The 18,195-nt window shown below is 66.5% G+C and carries 26 protein-coding genes and 1 pseudogene; 13 read left to right on the plus strand and 14 right to left on the minus strand.

What is annotated here, in order from left to right:
* Positions 1-92: 92 nt before the first annotated feature.
* Genes ABZX86_RS36200 through ABZX86_RS36220 form a run of 5 tightly spaced genes read right to left on the minus strand, consistent with a single transcriptional unit; the run spans position 93 to position 3,331 of the window.
* Positions 93-338: a ferredoxin gene (locus ABZX86_RS36200; RefSeq protein ID WP_355130309.1), complete on the minus strand. Its 246-nt coding sequence runs from the start codon at positions 336-338 to the stop codon at positions 93-95.
* Positions 335-1,564: an NADH-ubiquinone oxidoreductase-F iron-sulfur binding region domain-containing protein gene (locus ABZX86_RS36205; RefSeq protein ID WP_355130311.1), complete on the minus strand. Its 1,230-nt coding sequence runs from the start codon at positions 1,562-1,564 to the stop codon at positions 335-337. Before ABZX86_RS36205 ends, ABZX86_RS36200 begins: the two co-directional genes overlap by 4 nt.
* Complete coding sequence (locus tag ABZX86_RS36210; protein ID WP_355130313.1) at positions 1,561-2,130, minus strand: ferric reductase-like transmembrane domain-containing protein; 570 nt, start codon at positions 2,128-2,130, stop codon at positions 1,561-1,563. Before ABZX86_RS36210 ends, ABZX86_RS36205 begins: the two co-directional genes overlap by 4 nt.
* Positions 2,130-3,086: an FAD:protein FMN transferase gene (locus ABZX86_RS36215; protein ID WP_355130315.1), complete on the minus strand. Its 957-nt coding sequence runs from the start codon at positions 3,084-3,086 to the stop codon at positions 2,130-2,132. Before ABZX86_RS36215 ends, ABZX86_RS36210 begins: the two co-directional genes overlap by 1 nt.
* Positions 3,083-3,331, minus strand: a complete 249-nt coding sequence (locus ABZX86_RS36220) for a hypothetical protein (protein WP_355130317.1) — start codon at positions 3,329-3,331, stop codon at positions 3,083-3,085. The genes ABZX86_RS36215 and ABZX86_RS36220 overlap by 4 nt, the downstream gene beginning before the upstream one ends.
* A gap of 147 nt (positions 3,332-3,478) precedes the next feature.
* Here ABZX86_RS36220 and ABZX86_RS36225 point away from each other — a divergent pair, with 147 nt between their 5' ends.
* From ABZX86_RS36225 to ABZX86_RS36235, 3 genes are all read left to right on the plus strand, one after another.
* Positions 3,479-4,162, plus strand: coding sequence for a response regulator transcription factor (locus ABZX86_RS36225; protein WP_355130319.1), 684 nt, complete (start codon positions 3,479-3,481; stop codon positions 4,160-4,162).
* A complete protein-coding gene (locus ABZX86_RS36230) occupies positions 4,159-5,391 on the plus strand; it encodes a HAMP domain-containing sensor histidine kinase (RefSeq protein ID WP_355130321.1) in 1,233 nt (410 codons plus the stop codon). Before ABZX86_RS36225 ends, ABZX86_RS36230 begins: the two co-directional genes overlap by 4 nt.
* Positions 5,392-5,520: 129 nt before the next feature.
* Positions 5,521-5,907 carry a hypothetical protein gene (locus ABZX86_RS36235; RefSeq protein WP_355130323.1) on the plus strand — a complete coding sequence of 129 codons (387 nt, stop codon included), beginning with the start codon at positions 5,521-5,523 and terminating at the stop codon, positions 5,905-5,907.
* A gap of 250 nt (positions 5,908-6,157) precedes the next feature.
* Here the strand turns inward: ABZX86_RS36235 and ABZX86_RS36240 are convergent, their stop codons facing one another.
* Together ABZX86_RS36240 and ABZX86_RS36245 are read right to left on the minus strand one after the other, a co-directional pair.
* Positions 6,158-7,426, minus strand: coding sequence for an alpha/beta hydrolase (locus ABZX86_RS36240; protein ID WP_355130325.1), 1,269 nt, complete (start codon positions 7,424-7,426; stop codon positions 6,158-6,160).
* A 288-nt stretch (positions 7,427-7,714) separates the two neighbouring features.
* Entirely contained in the window at positions 7,715-7,924 is a 210-nt protein-coding gene (locus ABZX86_RS36245; protein ID WP_355130327.1) for a hypothetical protein, read from the minus strand.
* On the opposite strand from ABZX86_RS36245, the gene ABZX86_RS36250 reads away from it, so the two are divergent.
* On the plus strand, positions 7,917-8,084 hold the full coding sequence (locus ABZX86_RS36250; protein ID WP_355130329.1) for a hypothetical protein: 168 nt from the start codon (positions 7,917-7,919) through the stop codon (positions 8,082-8,084). The two genes, ABZX86_RS36245 and ABZX86_RS36250, sit on opposite strands and share 8 nt — an antisense overlap.
* Before the next feature lie 72 nt (positions 8,085-8,156).
* Entirely contained in the window at positions 8,157-8,390 is a 234-nt protein-coding gene (locus ABZX86_RS36255) for a hypothetical protein (RefSeq protein ID WP_355130564.1), read from the plus strand.
* Between the two features lie 70 nt (positions 8,391-8,460).
* Here ABZX86_RS36255 and ABZX86_RS36260 read toward each other — a convergent pair.
* Positions 8,461-8,823, minus strand: a pseudogene (locus ABZX86_RS36260) (LLM class F420-dependent oxidoreductase); the annotation flags it as partial.
* Between the two features lie 226 nt (positions 8,824-9,049).
* On the opposite strand from ABZX86_RS36260, the gene ABZX86_RS36265 reads away from it, so the two are divergent.
* On the plus strand, positions 9,050-9,367 hold the full coding sequence (locus tag ABZX86_RS36265; protein ID WP_355130331.1) for a hypothetical protein: 318 nt from the start codon (positions 9,050-9,052) through the stop codon (positions 9,365-9,367).
* An 88-nt stretch (positions 9,368-9,455) separates the two neighbouring features.
* A complete protein-coding gene (locus tag ABZX86_RS36270) occupies positions 9,456-9,617 on the plus strand; it encodes a hypothetical protein (RefSeq protein WP_355130332.1) in 162 nt (53 codons plus the stop codon).
* Between the two features lie 197 nt (positions 9,618-9,814).
* On the opposite strand, the gene ABZX86_RS36275 is transcribed toward ABZX86_RS36270, so the two are convergent.
* The gene (locus tag ABZX86_RS36275) at positions 9,815-9,961 is read right to left on the minus strand and encodes a hypothetical protein (RefSeq protein WP_355130334.1); all 147 of its coding nucleotides are present in this window, start codon (positions 9,959-9,961) and stop codon (positions 9,815-9,817) included.
* Positions 9,962-9,965: 4 nt separating this feature from the next.
* Positions 9,966-10,295: a plasmid stabilization protein gene (locus ABZX86_RS36280; RefSeq protein WP_355130336.1), complete on the minus strand. Its 330-nt coding sequence runs from the start codon at positions 10,293-10,295 to the stop codon at positions 9,966-9,968.
* A gap of 392 nt (positions 10,296-10,687) precedes the next feature.
* Here ABZX86_RS36280 and ABZX86_RS36285 point away from each other — a divergent pair, with 392 nt between their 5' ends.
* The 3 genes from ABZX86_RS36285 to ABZX86_RS36295 all read left to right on the plus strand — a co-directional run bounded on the left by ABZX86_RS36285 (position 10,688) and on the right by ABZX86_RS36295 (position 12,697).
* Positions 10,688-10,840 carry a hypothetical protein gene (locus ABZX86_RS36285; RefSeq protein ID WP_355130337.1) on the plus strand — a complete coding sequence of 51 codons (153 nt, stop codon included), beginning with the start codon at positions 10,688-10,690 and terminating at the stop codon, positions 10,838-10,840.
* Positions 10,841-11,117: 277 nt separating this feature from the next.
* Positions 11,118-12,056: a hypothetical protein gene (locus ABZX86_RS36290; protein ID WP_355130339.1), complete on the plus strand. Its 939-nt coding sequence runs from the start codon at positions 11,118-11,120 to the stop codon at positions 12,054-12,056.
* Positions 12,057-12,076: 20 nt separating this feature from the next.
* On the plus strand, positions 12,077-12,697 hold the full coding sequence (locus ABZX86_RS36295; RefSeq protein ID WP_355130341.1) for a class F sortase: 621 nt from the start codon (positions 12,077-12,079) through the stop codon (positions 12,695-12,697).
* 110 nt (positions 12,698-12,807) lie between these two features.
* Here the strand turns inward: ABZX86_RS36295 and ABZX86_RS36300 are convergent, their stop codons facing one another.
* Positions 12,808-13,446, minus strand: coding sequence for a carbonic anhydrase (locus ABZX86_RS36300; protein WP_355130343.1), 639 nt, complete (start codon positions 13,444-13,446; stop codon positions 12,808-12,810).
* A 342-nt stretch (positions 13,447-13,788) separates the two neighbouring features.
* On the opposite strand from ABZX86_RS36300, the gene ABZX86_RS36305 reads away from it, so the two are divergent.
* The 3 genes from ABZX86_RS36305 to ABZX86_RS36315 all read left to right on the plus strand — a co-directional run bounded on the left by ABZX86_RS36305 (position 13,789) and on the right by ABZX86_RS36315 (position 14,961).
* On the plus strand, positions 13,789-14,178 hold the full coding sequence (locus tag ABZX86_RS36305; protein WP_355130345.1) for a hypothetical protein: 390 nt from the start codon (positions 13,789-13,791) through the stop codon (positions 14,176-14,178).
* Between the two features lie 55 nt (positions 14,179-14,233).
* Entirely contained in the window at positions 14,234-14,428 is a 195-nt protein-coding gene (locus ABZX86_RS36310) for a hypothetical protein (protein WP_355130347.1), read from the plus strand.
* 302 nt (positions 14,429-14,730) lie between these two features.
* On the plus strand, positions 14,731-14,961 hold the full coding sequence (locus ABZX86_RS36315) for a hypothetical protein (RefSeq protein ID WP_355130349.1): 231 nt from the start codon (positions 14,731-14,733) through the stop codon (positions 14,959-14,961).
* A gap of 246 nt (positions 14,962-15,207) precedes the next feature.
* On the opposite strand, the gene ABZX86_RS36320 is transcribed toward ABZX86_RS36315, so the two are convergent.
* From ABZX86_RS36320 to ABZX86_RS36330, 3 genes are all read right to left on the minus strand, one after another.
* Positions 15,208-15,816, minus strand: a complete 609-nt coding sequence (locus ABZX86_RS36320; RefSeq protein WP_355130351.1) for a TetR/AcrR family transcriptional regulator — start codon at positions 15,814-15,816, stop codon at positions 15,208-15,210.
* Positions 15,813-16,520: an NADP-dependent oxidoreductase gene (locus ABZX86_RS36325; protein WP_355130353.1), complete on the minus strand. Its 708-nt coding sequence runs from the start codon at positions 16,518-16,520 to the stop codon at positions 15,813-15,815. The genes ABZX86_RS36320 and ABZX86_RS36325 overlap by 4 nt, the downstream gene beginning before the upstream one ends.
* A 697-nt stretch (positions 16,521-17,217) precedes the next feature.
* A complete protein-coding gene (locus ABZX86_RS36330; protein ID WP_355130355.1) occupies positions 17,218-18,174 on the minus strand; it encodes an SDR family NAD(P)-dependent oxidoreductase in 957 nt (318 codons plus the stop codon).
* Positions 18,175-18,195 lie beyond the last annotated feature (21 nt).

Raw genomic sequence — 18,195 nt, forward strand, 5'->3', positions numbered from 1 at the left:
GCGTTTCGAACCGGCCGGCAAGCACGTCCGAAGATCGGCAGTGTCTGACCCTCGCCACAATCTCGGACGAGCACGGGTCGACGTGAAACGTGTCAATCGCGGTGTGGCGGAAGCAAGCGAAGCGCCAGGCGTGGGCACAGTTCTACGGCATCGCGGGCGGCGGCGGTCTGTGCCGCCGCCAGGCGCGGCCGGCGGCGGCCATCGCGCGAGATCGGGTAACCCCAGTCGTCGCGGGACAGGGTTTCGGGGAGCAGATCGCTGCACAAGCCGCGTGCTGCGCAGCGGGTCCAGTCGATATGCAGTTCCCAATCGCGGTCACCGGAGTCGGGGTGAGTCATCGGGGCGCCAGCGTTCTCGTTGCGGCATAGGCGATTCGGCAGGTGCCGTGCTGATGCGCGCGGACGTCGTCAGCGAAGACTGCGAGGGTGGAGCGGACGAATCGTGCGGTGCCGTCGGGATGATGGCAGGCGCCGCGGCCGTCGACGAGTCCGGCGAGCCGGGCGATTTCGTGGACATCGGTGGGCCGTCCTGCGGCCAGGTCGGCGAGAGTTGTTGCCAAGGCGGGTAATCCGAAGCGGCACGGTCCGCATTGGCCCGCGCTCTGGTCGGCGAGGTAGGAGGTGATCTCGGCGGCGGCGCGCAACCCGCATTCGGTGGTGGGCAGCACTCGGATGATGCCCGCTCCCGGCGAAGCGTGCAGCGGACGCAACGCCGCGGCCGATAACGTGGTGCTCCGGAGCGCCCCGGCGGGAATCCACGCGCCGTGGTATCCGCCGATCAGCACCGCGCGCACGGCCCTCGGATCGGTGTACCCGGCGTAGGCGATCAGGTCCGGTAGCGGCATGCCCAGTGGTACCTCGAAGACGCCGGCGCCGGACAGGGTGACGAGCATGGTGCCGGGTTCGTCGGCGGTGCCGAATTCGCGAAACCAGCGGGCGCCGTACCGGGCGATCAGGGCAATGTGCGCGAGCGTCTCGACATTGTGAACCAGGGTCGGGCGACCGCGCAGTCCGGCCCGCGAGGTACTCACCAACTGATCGCTGGGCAGGGCCGCCCGCCCGGCGATCCGATTGATCACCGCGGTCTTCTCACCGTCGAGGAAATGTCCTGCGGCAGTGGTGAGTTCGACGCGATGCCGGTCGTATCCGGCTGCCCGGCGTTCGGCGAGTGCGCGCCGCACCGAGACGAGTGCGGGCTCCGGGGCGTACAGATGACATTCGCGGGCCCCGGCCGCGTCCGCGGCGGCCGCCAGACCGTCGAGCACCAGATGCGGTGCGCGGGTGAGCAGGACGGCGTCCTTGCTGCTTTCGGGTTCGCCTTCGGCGCCATTGGCGATGACGATCGGGCGGGAGCCGGCGGCGACCGCGGCCAGCTTGCGCGCGGCCGGGAATGCCGCGCCGCCGCGACCGCGCAGCCCGGCGGCGGCCACGGCGTCGATGAGGGTGGCGGCCTGACCCGCAGGGAGCGGTCCGTAGGCGGTGAGGTGGGCATTCAGATCGGGATTCGCCGCGACCAGCAGGCGGCGTACGCCGCGTGGTGGGGCAGCGGTGCGGGCGCTGTTCATCGGAAGCTCCGTTCGGGTGTGCGGCGGTACACATCGAATTCGCGGTTGAGGCGCCACATCACGGCGGCGGTGACGGTGAGCAGGCAGGACGCGGCGATCGACAGCATCCACGGGCGGCCGGCGTCGGTGCCGGTGCCGAGCGCGTGGGCGAACGCGATCGGCCAGAGCGCATAGGTTGCGTAGTGCACCATTCGGAAGATGTTGGGACCCAATCGATGTCGGAGCAGTGCGGTGACCGTGACCGCGACGAGCAGATCCACCGCGACGGTGCCCAGCCCCAGCCAGATCGCCCGGCGCTGCCCGGCGAAGGGCACCAGTACATCCAGCAGGCGCAGTTGTGCGTACGGATCGATCAGCAGGCTCGACACATGGATGACAACGAGCACTGCCGCGGTCAGCGCCGCGCCGCGATGGAATTCGGCGAGCCCGGCCCGCGGCAGCAACACGGCTCGACCCGAGCGCGCGGCGACGCCCAGCGCTACCGACACGGTGAGCAGGACGAGCGCGATGATTCCGGTACCTCGTCCGAACGCCCACAGCGCCTGGTCCATCCCGGTCTGTCCCATCAGATACTCCGCCCTTCCGGTTCCGTGGGCCACGCGCCGACAGTGACGACCCGCCCTGTTCGATCCACCAGCCGCGCGGGCAGTCCGGATCGGCGCAGCTTGCCCAGCGCATCGCGGCCGCGAACAATGCTCGCGGTGCTGGCCGCATTCGCGGTCAGACAGGTTTCGGCGGCGACCGTCACAGTGCGCCAGCAGGTTTCGGCTGCCGCACCGGTGCGTGGGTCCACGATGTGATGCACCGCGAGGCCGCCGCGCCACCACCGCCGGCGCAGCGTGCTGGAGGTGGCCAGGGCGGCGCCGGCCGGCAGTCGCACCTGGCAGGCCGGTTCGCCCGGGTCGTCCTGAACCAGGATCTGCCAACCGCTTACCGGCGCGGGTCCCGCAGTGGCGATATCGCCACCCAGGCTGACCAGCACTCCGCAGCCGAGCCGCTCGGTGACCAGGCGCGCACACCGGTCCGCCGCGACCGCTTTGGCGGTAGCGCCCAGATCGAGCTGAAAACCGGCGGGCATTGTGACGATTCGCTCGTCGAGCATCACCTGTGTCCAGTCGGCTCGGCGAGTGATGGTCAGCGGCACCGACGCACCGGTGTCGGAGCCGGCGATGAGTTCCCAATCGCGGTCGTAGCCGAGCTCCACCAGTGCCGCGCCGACCGTCGGGTCCACGTCCCCATCGGTCTGCGCCGCGACTGTCAGCGCGGCACGCAGGTATTCGGCGCACAGCTCGCTGACCGGGAATGACCCGCCGCCGTGGGCGGCCAGCCGTGAAATCTCCGAGTCGGCACGAAACCGGCTGCAGGCACGGTCGACGGCAATCAGATGCTCGCACACCAGCGTTCGCGCAGCAGGCAGCGACCGTGGGTTCGTCACCACCAACCGTGCCGTGGTGCTCCATACCGACCATTCGGCGAAAGCGGTGTCACCGGTTCGGATTTCGCCGGTTCGGGTTGCCATCATGACCCGTGCGACCGCGCGTGCGAGGACCCGGATCCGCTGCTGATCTGTGGTGCGGTGCCGGACTCGGGTGCGCTGCTCGAATCGGATGCTGTGGTCGAACCGGTGTCCGAGGTCGCAGGTGCGGCGGAACTGTGCGTGCTGCTGTAGGCGAGCACGGAGACGCCGAGCGTGCCCGCGACGCTGACCACGGCCAATGCCAGCGTCGCGGTGCGGCCGGATCGCCGGTGCGGATGTAGTTGGGCCATGTCTACCTGCTCCTCGATGTTCGGACGAGATGTCTGCGGTGGCCGATGGCTTCAGCATCCGCGACGGTTCTTGGAGCGCTCTGAGAATTCGACTGGGAGGTAGCTGCGGATCACCCGATGGGAGCGGAAAGTGGCAGGCTGGTTCCCATGACGACATCGGAGACCACCGCGCCGCGGGTGCTGCTGGTCGAGGACGATCGCCAATTGGCCGAGATGCTCTCCGCGCTGCTGACCGAGGAGGGCTACCGGATCACGATCGCCCCCGACGGTCAGCGCGGACTACATGCGGCATTGACTCTCGAATTCGAGGTATTGATCATCGACCGGGGGATACCGGTCCTGGAGGGCTTGGACCTGTTGCGGGCCTTGCGTGGTCGCGGCGTCAACACACCGGCGCTGGTGCTCACCGCGCGCGGCACATTGGCCGATCGGGTCGAGGGTCTGGACGCCGGCGCCGAGGACTATCTGGTGAAGCCGTTCGAGATTCCGGAGCTGCTGGCCCGGGTGCGGGCGCTGCATCGCCGGCAGTTGACCGCGCTGGCCGCGCTGCCGGTCGGCGCGCGGCTGCTGGTGCCGGCGTCTCGGACCGTGGTCGATCCGGGCGGCCGTACGGCCGAGGTGGCGCTCTCCGAGCGCGAGTGCGCATTGCTGACGGTGCTGGCCCGGTCGCCGCGACAGGTGTTCACCCGTCAGCAGTTGCTGGAGTTGGTGTTCGATCGGGCCGACACCGGCGGCACCGTCGATACATATGTGCACTACCTGCGGCGCAAACTCGGCCGCACGGCGATCGACACCGTGCGCGGGGTCGGATATCGGCTGGGCACCCGATGAAGACGGGCCGCCGCCTGCCTGTCGAACTCTCGCCCGAGGCTGTGCTGCTGCGGCGCACCACGCGTATGGCGGCGGTGCAGACAACGCTCGCGCTGGGCGCGGTGCTGCTGCTCGTCGGTGTTGTTTTCTACGTGGTCGATTCGCACATCCAGTCCCGTCAGATCGATGCGCTGTTGTCCGAGGTGGCCGCTCAGGTCGACGATGTGGACGACCCTCCTCCGGGAATGTCGCTCGCCATCGCGCGACCGGACGGATCGATTCTCCTCAGCGCACACGCGCCCGCGCCGATGACGGCCTTGGTTACCGGCCCCACCGGCTATCACGACCTGAGTTCGAACGACGTCGACTATCGCGCGCTGGTGATCGTCCAGCGCCACAATCGCAGGGTCGCCGTGCTGACGGATCTGACACAGTGGCAGCAGAGCCGGGACCGGTTGCTGGAGGCGCTGCTGATCGCGGAGATTGCCGGCCTGGTATCGGCGGGCGCCGTGTCGGTGCTGCTCTCCCGGCGTGCGATCCGGCCGTTGGTCGCAGCCCTGGAACTCCAACGGCGTTTCGTCGCCGATGCGTCGCACGAGTTGCGCGCACCGCTGACCGTGTTGCACACGCGCGCGCAGCTGCTGGCCCGCCGAGCGGAACGCGAGGATCTCGACGCCGTGGTCGCCGACCAGTTGCACGGCTTGGTCGCCGATACTCGTGCGCTCTCCGATATCGTCGACGATCTGCTGACTGTCGCTGCCGCCGAGCGTGAGCCGGCCCGGACCGAGCGGGTCGACCTGGCGGAGCTGTGCCGGGAAGTTCGGGAAAGTGTTGTCGCGCACGCGAGTTCCCGCGATATCGCGGTCGAGGTGGTCCTCTCGCCGGAGCCCGCGTTCGTCGACGGAGTCCGCCCTGCGTTGCGACGGGCCATCTTTGCCTTGACCGACAATGCGCTCAATCACGAAAGTCCGGGCGGCACAGTCACCTTGGGCGTAGCCCGTGCCGGTGCCGACGTCGAGGTCACGGTTTCCGACACCGGCGCGGGACTCGATCCGCGTCATGCCGAGCGGTTGTTCCGCCGTTTCGCGCACGGTGACGGCCACAGTGCCGGAGCCCGGCCGTACGGCATCGGTCTCGCGCTGGTCCGGGACGTCGTCGATGCCCATCACGGAAGCATCATTGTCGATGGCGCGCCCGGTCACGGGGCCGCATTCACGCTGCGCCTGCCCGCTGCCGACCCCGAGCACTGAATCGCGACGACTCCTGCGGGCGTGCGGGCACACCGGGGTTTGGGGACCACTTTTCTGGCTATTGCAAGATCGCCGCACAGAGTTCCGAGCCCGGGAGTGCGTGCAGACCTTGGGAGGGCGAAGTCATTGATGCAGGCTCTACCGGGCAACTCGGCCACTGACGATGGAGGACTTCTGATGCCGTATCGAGGAATACGCCGTACTTTGGCGGGCGCGCCGCTGGCCGCCGTTCTTCTGACAGCCATGCTGACCACCGGTTGTGACCAAGCGAAAGAGGCTGTGAACAAGGGCGGCGAAACGCCGTGCAGCGAATTCGTGGCGCAGGACAGCGACAAACAGCACGTCACCGTGCGCAAGTACCTACAGAACGATACGAAACTCACCACCTCTACGCCGAACAGCGACACCGTAGACGGTGCGATCACCGCCATCACGCTCATGTGTCGTGCGCAGGCGAACCCCGACACCCCGATCAAAAACGCAGATCTGACCGGTGTGCTGGTGCCCAAGAAGTAGTTCGCGTGATGGTCCGCGGTGCAGCCCGCAGACGGCCTGGGCGGGTGAATCGCGTGAGTGCGATTCAACATCGGTGGATGGCCTGGGTGGGGCGATCATAGCGGAACACCCGCCGCCCAGGCAGTATGACAGTCTCCGAATTCGGCAGGCGCGGAAGGGAATCGAACCCGTGACCGGGCGCGCCCGAGTTCGTCACGGTGATCGGCGGATTGATCTCGAAGTAGTTGGCGCTCGATCACGTTGATGGAAACTATGATTCGTCGCCCCGCGAGGGCGTAGTCGACGTGATCGACGCTTCGGGCCAGTCGCCGAGCCAGCTCCGGAGAGCGCTGTAGACCGCCTCGTGGTTGAGCAGGCTGAAATGGTTCGCGCCGGGCAGGTGCAGGCCGTTGGCGTCGTCGAATCCGAGGCGCCGGGCACGGTTTCGCCCGGACCCGCTGCTGGGCAGGACCAGGCCGTCGCCGATGAGGCGGCCGAGTGGGTGTCGTGGACTGCGGGTGATGGATGCGGTGACGAAATAGTGGTCGGCGCCGGGCAGGAGTGGAACCTCCTGAATGGCTTTGCGCCGCAGGGCATCCACATCGAGGTCCTGCCAGTCCACGTCCACCAGTGAGCCCTGGCGCAGATCGCGGATTCCGGCACTGCGACGGCGCAGCAGGCGGGCGAACGGGCGGGTCTCGGGCACTTGGTCCAGGACTGCGGAGGCGTAGTGGACAAACTGTTCGAGGGGCGCGCCCAGATGCGGGGAACCCAGGCAGACGATCTGGCGGACTCGGCGCACCCAGTCCTGCTGTTCGCCGTCCGCTTCGTGGCACGCGCCGCGTGCGATCAGGCCACCCATCGAATGGCAGACCAGTGCGATCTCCCGCACCTCGACCGGCCAGTGCGCGAACAGTTCCCGCAGGAGTGCGTCGAGCTGGCGGGCGTTCTCGGCGATGTGCAAGCCGCTGTTGTATCGCACCATCAGGGTGGTGCGGTCGAGATCGGAGTCGAGTCGCTCGGCGTAACTGGGTCGCCCGCCGAGGCGCCATGCATGCTCGGTCTCCACCAGCCCATGGAGGAAGACCACGATCCGCGGGCGCGGATTCGCCACCACCGCACCGAGGCCTCGCGGGCCGACAGGTGCGCCGTCGACGCGAAAAGTCATGGGCGAGGCCAGGATCGGCCGCTCCTGCTCGAGATTGTCGCCGATCAGCCCCTGGAGTGTGGCGATCAGGCCCGATCCGTACACGGTGCGTGAGGGGGTGGGAAGTCCGGGGAGCTCTGCCGCGAGTTCCCCCACTGATCCGGCCGCGACCGCGCCTGCGCTCACCACCCGGTACACCCCCGAGGTGATGGCATCGTACACAGTCTTGACCGGCCGCGCGGCCGGGCCGATACCCCACGACGCCGCCGCGAATACATGATCGCTGACCGCTCGGTGCACGGTCCCGATCCCGTCGATCGCACCCCCGAGTTCATCGCCTGCGAGATGCGCGAGTTCTCGGATCTCCGCTCGCCGCTGCATCGACTCCATCATGGATTCAGTGTACGAGTGTGCACTGAATGGTGCCCGCCGGTGGGAGGTATGTGCGCCACTCCATTGACCAGGGGTGAGGAGCGGCTCAATTCAACCCGCGCTTCCCGGATTCGGCGAGTGTTCATGTGACACAACGATATTCGAAGGTATAGATTGTGTCCCCGACGATCAAGGCTTCGGCGACGTCGGAGAGCTTCTCGACGACCTGATAGATGTCGGCGCTGCCTGTTGAAGCGCCGACAGATCATGGTCAGCGCGCGCAGCGCTGAGTCGCCCGGTGTTGCGTCGCTACCGGGAGCCTTCTCGGTTTTCCAGGCCGACGGCGTCGGTGAGTTCGTTGCGGTGGTGTTCCAGCTCGGGGTAGTTGCGGCTGAGTTCGCCCATCAGATCGGCGAGCGCGTCGGCTACGGTGTTGAATTTCTGCTGGGTGGCGTGGTCTGTGCGGGCCTGGGTGTTCTGCAGGAGGGCGACCAGTAGGAAGGTGATGATCGTGCGCACCGCAAACATCCAGCCGATGCGCGTGTTCGGCAGCGGGAACCTGTGCTCCGAGGTCGTCACGTTAGAGCAGATGTATGCGGGGTATCCGGGGTTCGACCAGGAGGTCGAGGTACGGATCGAGACCGGCTGTGCGGTCGGCGAACGATGCCACCACTGCTGAAAACTGCACTAACACTGCAGGATTCAGGTACGGAGAGAGAAAATGAGTGCATATGCGAACAGCGGCCGGAGAATGCGCGGAGGTCCGGCGGTGGGGATAGGCGGCATCGTCGCGGTGCTGGTCATCGTCTGGCTGATCATCGGTGCCGTCGCCGCCGGGCAGCGTCACTACTACGACAGCGCGCCGACCAACTGCGCGAGCAGCGGAACCATCGCGGTGACGATCATCGCCGGGCCCCTGAACTACATGGGTGTGAACCCGAAAGTCGCTGACTGCCATGTCAATGTGCCGCAACCCAGCCCGTAGTGCGCGGTAATCGGCGCGCCGCCGCGACGGGGTGCGCCGTTCCGACTCTGTGTGCGCACGCATTAGCTATTTATGAAGTTTCATCGGCGGCACGGAGTTTCGACAGCAGCGGTCCGGCCGCTTCGGCGAAGAACCGGTCCTGTTGTTCATCGCCGATCTGGACCAGGGCGACGTCAGTGAAGCCCGCGTCCTGGTAAGGCCGTACCGCGGCGACGATGGCGTCCAGATCGGGTCCGCAGGCGATCTTCTCGGCGAGGTCTTCGGGGCGCACGAACTGTGTCGCGGCGGCGAAGCTCGCCGGGGTCGGCAGGTTCGAGTTGACATCCCAGCCGCCTACCGACCACCGGAACTGTTCGTGCGCGCGCTGAATTGCCTTGTCGCGGTCGGTATCCCAGCTGATCGGCAATTGCCCTGTCACCCGCGATACTCCCGGGCCGCTCTGCTCGGTCATCAGCGTATATCCGAATCGGGTCACTCTCGTTTCCTTTCTCGATTGGGCGGATACCTGCGGATACGGTTTGCCCGCTTTTGACCTGCATACACAGGAGTGGATTCGCGTAGGCGGCTGTTTCGGGGTCGAACTTCGGGGTAGATCTCCGATATTCCTGCTGCTCAGCCGATCGACTGGCACTCGAGCCGAGTGTGAATGGAGGCATGTCATGACGGAAGAACGTACGGCGGCAACGCGCCTGTCCGACCAGTCGGCGGGGTTCAGGCGATCAGGTGAACCCAGGAAACATGGCGGCGAAGGTGTTGAAGACGGCTTCAACGTCTCGGGGATGATTCTCCTCGGTCTCGGCGTCTTGGCAGTGGCACTCGCGTTGGTCGCTGCCGGCTACGGGTTCGCCAGATGGGCCGTTGCGGGAGCGATTGTGTCCGGTGTGCTGATCGTGTCCGGCATTGCGGTGCTGGTCTTGGAGTGGCGTCGGCGACGCACCCGCGCAGGGTTGACTCCTGATGTGCGGCAGGGACATTGAGTGTTCAGTGGCTGCCCCATGGCCCGTGCCCGGAAGTGTTGTTAAGGCCGTTCCTCTCGGGGTATCCGGCCGCCAGGAGGTAAGAGAAATGGTTGCTTTGCTGCTGGTGCTGCTCCTGGCTCTGATTCTGTTCGGAGCGGGTTTCGCGTTGAAGGCGCTCTGGTGGGTCGCGGTGATCGTCCTGGTGATCTGGGCCCTGGGCTTCGTGTTCCGCGGAGCAGAGTCCGGTAATCGCTGGTATCGCTGGTAAAAAGCCGCTGCCATGCCGTTCGGGTATCCGAATGCACATAGCCGCCGGATCGGTGTCAATGACACAGAGCTGCAATCGCTGTGTCCGGTCTGCCATCGAGTGGGGGAGTACCCCGAATTCGGGGCGCTCCCCACTCGAATCCGTTGTTACGCTTGGTGACCCGGATCGGCCGATCTTCACGAGTCCATGTCGGGCGGTCAGTGCGGGGTGTCGCCCTCGTAGTCCATATTCGCGGCCTGATCTTCGGTCGTAGCCGGCGCGTCCTCGTTCGCTTCCTGCTGCTCGCCGTCGTCGTGCCGGGTTTCGGGCTCTTCGGGATCGGTGGTGCCGGGTCCGGAGGTCATGATCTCAGTCCTTCCCGAGTGCTTCGGCCAGTTCGGCTTTGGTCATGGTGGAGCGGCCCTTGATATTTCGCTGCCTCGCCTCGTTGTAGAGCTGGTCGCGAGTGAGGCCTTTGGGGCCGCCGTGTCCGGAGCGTTGTCCGCCACGCTGCTGCGGGGACTTGCCCTTGATCGAGGTCGGGCTGGCGGTTTTCGTCTGGCCGGCCCGAGCACGGATCTTGTTCACGGTGCGGGCGCCGATCTCCTTGGCGCGTTCGGCGCTGGCGCCGCGCTTGCGCGCGGAATCCTTGATGTGTTCGTACTCGCGTTCCTGCTTGGCAGTCCATTCCTTCGGCATGTCGAACCTCCTGGTCTGGTGCGACGAATATTCAGGGAGTCAGCCCCTCGGAGCGATCAAACTTCCGGTCGGGTCCTACCCGATTTGATCGTGAATATTCATGTGCTGACGGGATGCCCATTCGATCACCTGCCGTCGAACGCCTCCGATGAAGCCTGCTCGGCTGAATCCGTGCGGGGTACCGGCATTTGGGCGGCAATGACGTCATCAACAGTCGGCTGCACGAGGAGCAAGGGGCCAAACATGTAGTGACCGAGCAGCAAAGCGACGCGTGAGCGTTCACCGGGCTGGTGCCATCGGCGTCACCGGCCTACCGCCGCTCGGTGCGGAGCGCGTGACAGCAACCGGCCGAAACGGCGATTCGGTCAAGGGCAGGAGGCGGCACCGGGGAGATGTGTCGCACCTTGGCGTGGTCCTGGCGCTGTTTCACACGGGCGCGACCGCCGCAGCTGTACACACCAATGCCCTACGGCCTCGCCGGTAAGGGCGTTCTGGCGCCCGGCTACGACGCCGATATCGCGCTCGCCGATCCCAACTCGCAGTGAGCGGTACATGCCGCGGATTCGGAATCCGCGCAGGAATGTCCGCCGTTCGTGGACAGTGTCATGCACAGCAATCGTGTGCGCGAAGACCGGGTCCACCCATCGGCCTGAGGAGGCGGCTTGCATGGCATCGGCGCGTATAACGGCTCAGAGGGGAATTGAGCGTGCGTCCAGTATGAATTGCTCCCGAATAACCATAGCTCCTCCAAATCGAGGTAACACACGGCCTGACACATTCGAAGAAGGGGTATCGAATTACAAAGTCTGGGAGTGATTCACGATGTCGGCAAGAACATTTACAGCCGTGGTCGTCGCGGCGGCCGCGGTTGCGCTCAGCGCTTCGTCGGCGGTGGCGGACCCCGCCACGACCACGACACCCGCCCCGGGCGTAGGTCTCGGGCTCGGTGTCGACGTCGGTATCGGTGGCACTGGCGGGGCGAACGCGGCGGGCGGCGGCGCCGTGACCACGGCACCGGGCGCGGCGGGCGGGGGTAATGGATCTCCCAGCGGCGGGGGAGCCGGGTTGGGTATCGGCGTGCAGGGCGGTGGCAATGCCGGCGTGTCCGCCCAACCGAGTATCAGCGTGAATCCCGGCGTGCAAACCGGTGGCGGTGTGCAGGTCGGCGGGAACGCCGGCGGCGGTGTCCAGGCCGGTGGCAACGGGGATCTCGGGGCAGGCGGGCAAACCGGTGGGAACCCTAGCGGTGGTGCTGAGGTCGGCGGTACTGCTGGTGGTGGTGTGCAGACCGGTGGTGGTGTGCAGGTCGGTGGGGACGCCGGTGGCGGTGTGCAGACCGGTGGTGGTGTGCAGGTCGGTGGGAATGCCGGTGGCGGTGTGCAGACTGGCGGTGGTGTGCAGGTCGGTGGGAATGCCGGTGGCGGTGTGCAGACTGGCGGTGGTGTGCAAGTTGGTGGGAATGCCGGTGGCGGTGTGCAGACCGGTGGTGGCGTGCAGGTCGGTGGGAATGCCGGTGGCGGTGTGCAGACCGGTGGCGCGGTTCAGGCGGGCGGTCTGGGTGGCATCGATCTGGTGGCCGCGGGAGCCGGTGCGGCCGGAGCGGACACGGTGTACGGCATGGAAATCCCATCGGCGGCGACCACTGGCATCACCGGCGGTGTTGCGGTCACCGACCAGGTCCCGGTGGGCGGATACGTGGTTCCCAAGGGTGCACCGGAAACCGGTGCGGGCGGTATGGCCCGTGTCGTGAGCGCACAGTGATCACCGCGCGCGCAAAGACCATGAGTACGTGGAGAATTCGCCGGACACCGTTCGCTGCCCTCGCCGCCTCGGTTGCGATCGCCGCGACCCTCGTCGCGGGCTGCGGATCCTCCGCCGACACCTCTCCGGCAGCGAGCATGACCGCTGCGGCGGCACCGGCCTCCGGTGTGCAGACGGCAGCATCGATCAGCCGATCCACGCCGGTATCGTTCGACATCGCCTCGATCAAGGCGTCCGGTTCGCTGATCTCGTTGGGCCGCAACACCGATGGCTCGGTCCAGGTTCCCGCGGACTACCAGCAGGCGGGCTGGTACCAGCAGGGCCCCGCCCCCGGCGAGCAGGGCTCGGCGGTCATCCTCGGCCATGTCGACTCCTACAAGGGCACCGGTATCTTCTTCTCGCTCAAGAAGGTCAAGCCGGGTGACATGATCGATGTGAGCCGCGCGGACGGGAAGACTGCGCATTTCAAGGTCACCGACGTCCGGATGTACCTCAAATCCCAATTCCCCGACCAACTCGTCTTCGGCCCGCGCGGTGGCGCAACTCTGCAGGTAGTCACCTGCGGCGGCGATTTCGACCAATCCGCCAAGAGCTACCTCTCCAACGTGGTGGTCTTCTCCTCCCTCGACTCGGTCACCTAGCCGAAGTGGCAGCGCCTGATTGATGCTGCCCTGACCGGTCACGCGGGCAACGAACGAGAATTTGCGTCACCGACAAGTTCTTGCTGACCAGGACGTATCCGTGCTGAAGGTCAGGCGTCGATCGTGGGTGTCAGCTCGCCGATGTCGCCGACCACGCCGCGCAGCTGTGCTCGCCCGTCGGCGAGCTTGTAAGTGACCCCCGCGATCGCGCAGTCTCCGGCCTCGACGGCTGCAGCGATGATTTGCGAGCGCTGCACGAGCAGTTTGCTGGTCTCCACGACGTGGCGGGCTTCGAGTTCGTCGACCTCGGTCAGGCCCTCGCGGCGCCCCAACAGGACCGAGGGGGTGACTCGTTCGACGAGGCTGCGGATGAACCCGCCCGGGACCACGCCGCCGTCGAGGGCGTCGATGGTGGCTGCTACGGCGCCGCAGCTGTCGTGGCCGAGTACCACGATCAGCGGTACTCCCAGCACCTGTACTCCGTACTCGATGGACCCCAGGACCGAGGCGTCCAGGACGTGGCCCGCGGTGCGGACGACGAACATATCGCCCAGGCCCTGGTCGAAGATGATTTCCGCGGCGACCCGGGAGTCGGCGCAGCCGAACAGAATCGCCGAGGGCTGCTGCCCGGCCACCAGCTTGGCCCGGTCCGTGGCACCTTGCCCGGGGTGCGCCAACACACCACCCACGAACCGCTCGTTGCCCTCACGCAGGGATTTCCAGGCACTGACTGCACTTGTACGAGGCATATGTCCGATTTACCACAGGGCCGGGCCGCGTGAGGCACGGACCCTGCTGAGCCGGGCATCGCCCGCGGAACACTGCGCCGCAATGGCACGCGTACGCAGGATCACCCCGGGTGCACACGGTGCCCGCCCGCATGACAGCCCGGCGGGTGCCAGCCGCCAGCCCCAGGTTTTGGGGTCACGGGTTCGGCTAACAGATCCATCGGATGATCCGACGAACAGCGCGGGAGTTATCACGTGGACCGGCAGTTTCGCGTGTGAACGATGTCGGATCGCCCGATGTCGATATCCCGACACCTGACAGGAGTTCGATCACCTGTGCCGTTAACAGCGAAGTCGCACAACATGAAACGCGTGGCGGCGGCCGCCGCCATGGGCGTGGTCTCGACCTTCGCCGCCTTGTCGGTTCCGTCAGCGTCCGCGACCGTCACCAGCATCGCGATCGCGCCCTCCGCGACCTTCGGCGGCCACCACTACGGGACAACCTGCTCGTATACCGTGACGGTGTCGGTCGACGATTACAGCCAGACCGTCTACTTCTTCGAAGAAGGCCAGGGCCCTGGCGGATTCGCCGAGGCGAAGCCTTCCGGCGGCGTGGCGAAGGCGACCTGGACTCCGTCCTCCACGAAGGTCACCTACATCTACGCCGTCCAGCCGAATGCCACCGGCCAGATCAGGCAACCCGTGGACATCGGGAGCGGCATCAATGCCGGATCGGCTTGCATTTCAACCTAATTCACCCAGATCGACTACCGGGTGCGGTAGCCGATCTCGCCCTGAGGAGTTCTGAATGCGCGTAAAGCGTGGAGTTTTCGTCGGCGTGCTGGTCGCCGCGGCGACCATGACTGCCGTCGGCCCCGCCGCGGCATCCGCCGTCGCCCTCGAATCGCCGGCGCCGTCGGCGACCGAGCCGGTTTCGGGCGGCTGGTGCAACCTCGACCCCGTCTTGGCCCTGTGGTGCCTGATCGCCAGCCCCTCGGCCTAGCGCTCACCTGAAAGTCCTTGCGATGCCGACGACAAGCGTCACCCGAGTGTGTCGCGGGTCGTCGGCATTCGGCGATCACCTGGCGCATCGGACGATCGTTGGCGGCCTGCAATGCGATCAAGCCGCCGTAGCTCCAGCCGAAAAGCGTTGCCGGACCGGCGAGTTCTCCTAACAGGGTGAGATCCTCGAGTTCGGTCCGCATCGAGTACCGGTCGGTCAATGGCCCGGATGGAGCGCGGCCCCGGTGGTTCACGACCGCTACCGACGGCCAGGCGTCGATAGCGTGCGCGACGTGGCGCCAGGTGTGCGCGTCACTCATCCGCATCGAACGAGCGCTCCAGGACGGCGACCTGCCGGCCGACACCAGTGCGGCAGTACTGACCAAACTGATCCAGGCCATCTGGGATGGACTGTCGGTCCAGGCCAGCCTCGGCACGCCGCGCGAAGACCTCCTCGCGACTGCGCGCCTCGCTGGCCAGCTGATCTGCGGGCCGATCACCTCACCGATTACCTGCCCCGCGGCCAGCACGTGATCAACCCGGCTGCACGAACACGGCCGTGTCGCATACCGCGCTGATGGAACCGGCCACGCGGCACGGCCGAAGGTCAACGCACAGAGATCATCTCAGCTAGCCGAACGCACTGAACTGCAGAATTCAGCGCATCGGATTGGTTCCGCACCGCACTGGGAGGCGCTGGGCGATCCATGCTCCGGCTGTTTGTATCGGTCATGGGTGTTACTGCGGCAGAACGGGATCCGACCGTGCCTGAAGTCCAGATCACCCTGCTTCCGTGGTCGATAGCGATATCAGATCGTCGGCCAGTGCCCTGAGCCGGATCGCCGGTCCACCCGTCGGGTAGATCCCGCCGACCGCGAAGGCGCCGACGATAGCGATATGGAGTTGATCGGCAAGCCGGTCGTTGTCGCTGACGCCGAGCCGTGCGGTCAGCGCGCGTAGCCGGCGCGCAAGCTCGTGTTCGTGTGCGGCGCAACGCTGCCGGATTCGCTGTGAATCCGCACTCCTGAATTCCGCGGCGGTGTTGACGAACGCGCAACCACGGTAGCCCTCTCGTGTCGCCAGCTCCTGGATCCAGGCGAGCTGTGCATCGAGTTCGGCCCGTGCGTCGGGGTACTGTGCCGCGGTCCGGTCCCACCGAGCCCAGAAGTTGTCATCGCGCTGCTGCAGCACAGCCAGAACGAGGTCGTCCTTGGCGGGGAACCATCGGTACAGGCTCGCCTTCGCCATCCCCGCTCGTCGCACGACCTCATCGACACCGATGGCACGCACACCATTGTCGTAGAACAGTTCGCTCGCGATACCGATGAGCTTGTCGCGCACCGCGATACCGCGTAGCTGCTTGGGTTTTTCGTTCGCAGCCTCGCTCATGTGCGCTCCGGTGTGTTCACCACGATCGCGGCCTTTCCGAAGCCGCGCCGATCCTTGACCCAGCGCTGCGCCTCGGCGGCATGGGACAGATCGAACTCTGCGCCGACAACGACGCGAACCGCGCCCGAATCGACCAACTCCGAGACTGTCGCGAGTGCTATGGGATCGGGTTCCACCAAGCAGGAGGCCACGCGAATACCCCGCTGCGCCGCCGCGTCCCGGTATCCCTCGATCGACCATGCGGTCGCCAAGGCGATCGCGCCGCCGGGTGTCACGTGATCGAAAAGCGATGCGCCGAAATCGAATCCCACCAGATCGAGCGCCGCGTCGAACTTCCCACTCGCCGTGACAGCGGCGGGATCGGTGTAGTCCACGCAGGTATGTGCGCCCAATTCGTGGAGTGTGGCGTGGTGATCGGGGCGCGCCAGCGCGGTGACCGTGGCGCCGCGCGCGACCGCCAATTGCACCGCGAGGTGCCCCACGCCGCCGGAAGCTCCACTGATCAGGACCTGCCGACCGGCACGTGCCTCGACAGCCTCGAGCATCTGCCAGGCCGTCAGCGCGGCCATCGGAAAGCATGCCGCCTCCACGAAGGATGCCGACCTCGGCATCGGCGCCAGATGGTAGGCGGGAACGGTCAGGTATTCGGCGTATGTGCCTGCGGGATAGGGAAACCAGGCCAGACCGTAGAGGCGGTCACCCACCGGTCGGAGAAGCGGGCGGAGCCCGGCAGATGATCACCGAGGCGCCTGTGACAACCCAGAACTCACCATGGCATTCGGGTTTCACGTCACTCCGTTCCCGAAGGGCGTGATCGGTTACCGCTCGGGCAACCAGTTCGGGGCATCCTGCCTGATCAAGATAACGATCACCTGACCGGCGCGCTGACTCCGAAGACATAACGCTGGCTGTTCACGCACGCACGTTCTGCACTGCCGCGGCCGCCTATGCGCACCACGCTCAGCGGTACACGGGCACCGCGAAAAGCAGGCCTACACCGCGAGGGTGCGGCAACGGCACCGCGGCAGGCTGAGGCGACAGGACGCCGACGGCACCCCCACCCGCGATCAGGCTCGCAGGTGCGGGCTGCGTTCGGACACAGCGAGCGGCAGGTGATCGAATCGGCATCGACCGTCGCGTCGTCCGGCGCCCCAGTCGGCGTGTCGGACGCACCAGGGGTTTGTGTCGGCAGGGCCCGGGTATCGATGGGTTCGGGTCATTGCACCCGATCCTGCGACCTGTTCAAGTGCCCGTCCCTGCCCCATGCTCCGAGCCCAAGGAGACCGCGTGCCCCAAATGCGAGAACCGATCGCAGCGTTCGGTCGCCCACTGCCGGGACGTCTCGATGGCGAATAGCGAGTTCGCCGTTTTCGACTGCGCATAGGCAATCTGTGGGTCGAATCAGGACTGTCTTGCTGATCGTAGGCGGGGCTCCTTCGCGGGCAACGGGAACGGATCGAGGCCGGTGAGCGCCGAACTGGCGGACCATAATTCGGCGGCGGTGCCGGGGTCGGTCATGTGCGCTCGGGGCGTCTCCCGGTGTGCTTGTCCGCGAAGGCCGAAAACCCTTGGCCCCCAAAGTTCCCCGCTGTTGATATCGGTGTCCAGGACAGCTCGGGCGATCGCTCGGGCCCCCGCGTGCTTGCCGTGCAACACCATCCCTGTGGGTAGTCCGCGGATTCGCTGGGACGTGGTGCGGACGAACAGCGGTGGCCGCGACGGAGTCAGCGAGTCCAGCGCGCCGCCGGGATGGACGACGATGCTGGCGGTGGTGGCACCGCGTGCCCTCAGGCGTCGATCCAGTTCGAAGCCGAACAGCATCTGAGCCAGTTTCGATCTTCCGTAGCTGCGCTTGGGGCGATAGTCGTGCTCCGATTGCAGATCCGCAAGTTCGAGCCGCTCCGATCGCGCGGCGAAGCTTCCCACGGTGATCACCCGGCTGTTCTCGGTGGCGGTCAGGACAGGCTCCAGGTGGGCAACCAGGGCGAAGTGTCCGAGATGGTTTGTCGCGAACATCAATTCGTGGCCTCGGGTGTTGACGCGGCGGTCCGGACCCGAGGTCATCACCCCGGCGTTGAGTACGACCGCGTCCAGACTCTCGATACCGAGGTCGGCCACCGTCCCGGGCATCGAAGAGAGATCCGCCAGATCCAGGCGCACCGATCGCAGCCGAGCGTCCGGAACTCGTGCACGAATTGCCTGTGCCGCGAGCTCGGCCTTGGTGGTGTCGCGGCAGCCCAGCACCACTGTGGCGCCACCGGCCGCGAGCTGCTCGGCGACGAAATACCCGATGCCCGCGCTGGCGCCGGTAACCAGAACCGTCTTTTCCTCGGCCCGTCGGCCGATATGCCATGTCATGCTGTCGAGCCTCACTGTCCG

The sequence above is a fragment of the Nocardia sp. NPDC006630 genome (assembly GCF_040611495.1).
In the GTDB taxonomy this organism is placed as follows: domain Bacteria; phylum Actinomycetota; class Actinomycetes; order Mycobacteriales; family Mycobacteriaceae; genus Nocardia.

Coding starts and splice junctions, on each gene's coding strand:
- ABZX86_RS36210 (WP_355130313.1), bottom strand. CDS start 2,130: ATGGGACAGACCGGGATGGACCAGGCGCTGTGGGCGTTCGGACGAGGT.
- ABZX86_RS36235 (WP_355130323.1), top strand. CDS start 5,521: ATGCAGGCTCTACCGGGCAACTCGGCCACTGACGATGGAGGACTTCTG.
- ABZX86_RS36280 (WP_355130336.1), bottom strand. CDS start 10,295: ATGCCGAAGGAATGGACTGCCAAGCAGGAACGCGAGTACGAACACATC.
- ABZX86_RS36240 (WP_355130325.1), bottom strand. CDS start 7,426: ATGATGGAGTCGATGCAGCGGCGAGCGGAGATCCGAGAACTCGCGCAT.
- ABZX86_RS36265 (WP_355130331.1), top strand. CDS start 9,050: ATGACGGAAGAACGTACGGCGGCAACGCGCCTGTCCGACCAGTCGGCG.
- ABZX86_RS36300 (WP_355130343.1), bottom strand. CDS start 13,446: ATGCCTCGTACAAGTGCAGTCAGTGCCTGGAAATCCCTGCGTGAGGGC.
- ABZX86_RS36330 (WP_355130355.1), bottom strand. CDS start 18,174: ATGACATGGCATATCGGCCGACGGGCCGAGGAAAAGACGGTTCTGGTT.
- ABZX86_RS36305 (WP_355130345.1), top strand. CDS start 13,789: ATGAAACGCGTGGCGGCGGCCGCCGCCATGGGCGTGGTCTCGACCTTC.
- ABZX86_RS36275 (WP_355130334.1), bottom strand. CDS start 9,961: ATGACCTCCGGACCCGGCACCACCGATCCCGAAGAGCCCGAAACCCGG.
- ABZX86_RS36200 (WP_355130309.1), bottom strand. CDS start 338: ATGACTCACCCCGACTCCGGTGACCGCGATTGGGAACTGCATATCGAC.
- ABZX86_RS36270 (WP_355130332.1), top strand. CDS start 9,456: ATGGTTGCTTTGCTGCTGGTGCTGCTCCTGGCTCTGATTCTGTTCGGA.
- ABZX86_RS36255 (WP_355130564.1), top strand. CDS start 8,157: ATGCGCGGAGGTCCGGCGGTGGGGATAGGCGGCATCGTCGCGGTGCTG.
- ABZX86_RS36225 (WP_355130319.1), top strand. CDS start 3,479: ATGACGACATCGGAGACCACCGCGCCGCGGGTGCTGCTGGTCGAGGAC.
- ABZX86_RS36290 (WP_355130339.1), top strand. CDS start 11,118: ATGTCGGCAAGAACATTTACAGCCGTGGTCGTCGCGGCGGCCGCGGTT.
- ABZX86_RS36230 (WP_355130321.1), top strand. CDS start 4,159: ATGAAGACGGGCCGCCGCCTGCCTGTCGAACTCTCGCCCGAGGCTGTG.
- ABZX86_RS36310 (WP_355130347.1), top strand. CDS start 14,234: ATGCGCGTAAAGCGTGGAGTTTTCGTCGGCGTGCTGGTCGCCGCGGCG.
- ABZX86_RS36220 (WP_355130317.1), bottom strand. CDS start 3,331: ATGGCCCAACTACATCCGCACCGGCGATCCGGCCGCACCGCGACGCTG.
- ABZX86_RS36295 (WP_355130341.1), top strand. CDS start 12,077: ATGAGTACGTGGAGAATTCGCCGGACACCGTTCGCTGCCCTCGCCGCC.
- ABZX86_RS36320 (WP_355130351.1), bottom strand. CDS start 15,816: ATGAGCGAGGCTGCGAACGAAAAACCCAAGCAGCTACGCGGTATCGCG.
- ABZX86_RS36285 (WP_355130337.1), top strand. CDS start 10,688: ATGTGTCGCACCTTGGCGTGGTCCTGGCGCTGTTTCACACGGGCGCGA.
- ABZX86_RS36215 (WP_355130315.1), bottom strand. CDS start 3,086: ATGATGGCAACCCGAACCGGCGAAATCCGAACCGGTGACACCGCTTTC.
- ABZX86_RS36205 (WP_355130311.1), bottom strand. CDS start 1,564: ATGAACAGCGCCCGCACCGCTGCCCCACCACGCGGCGTACGCCGCCTG.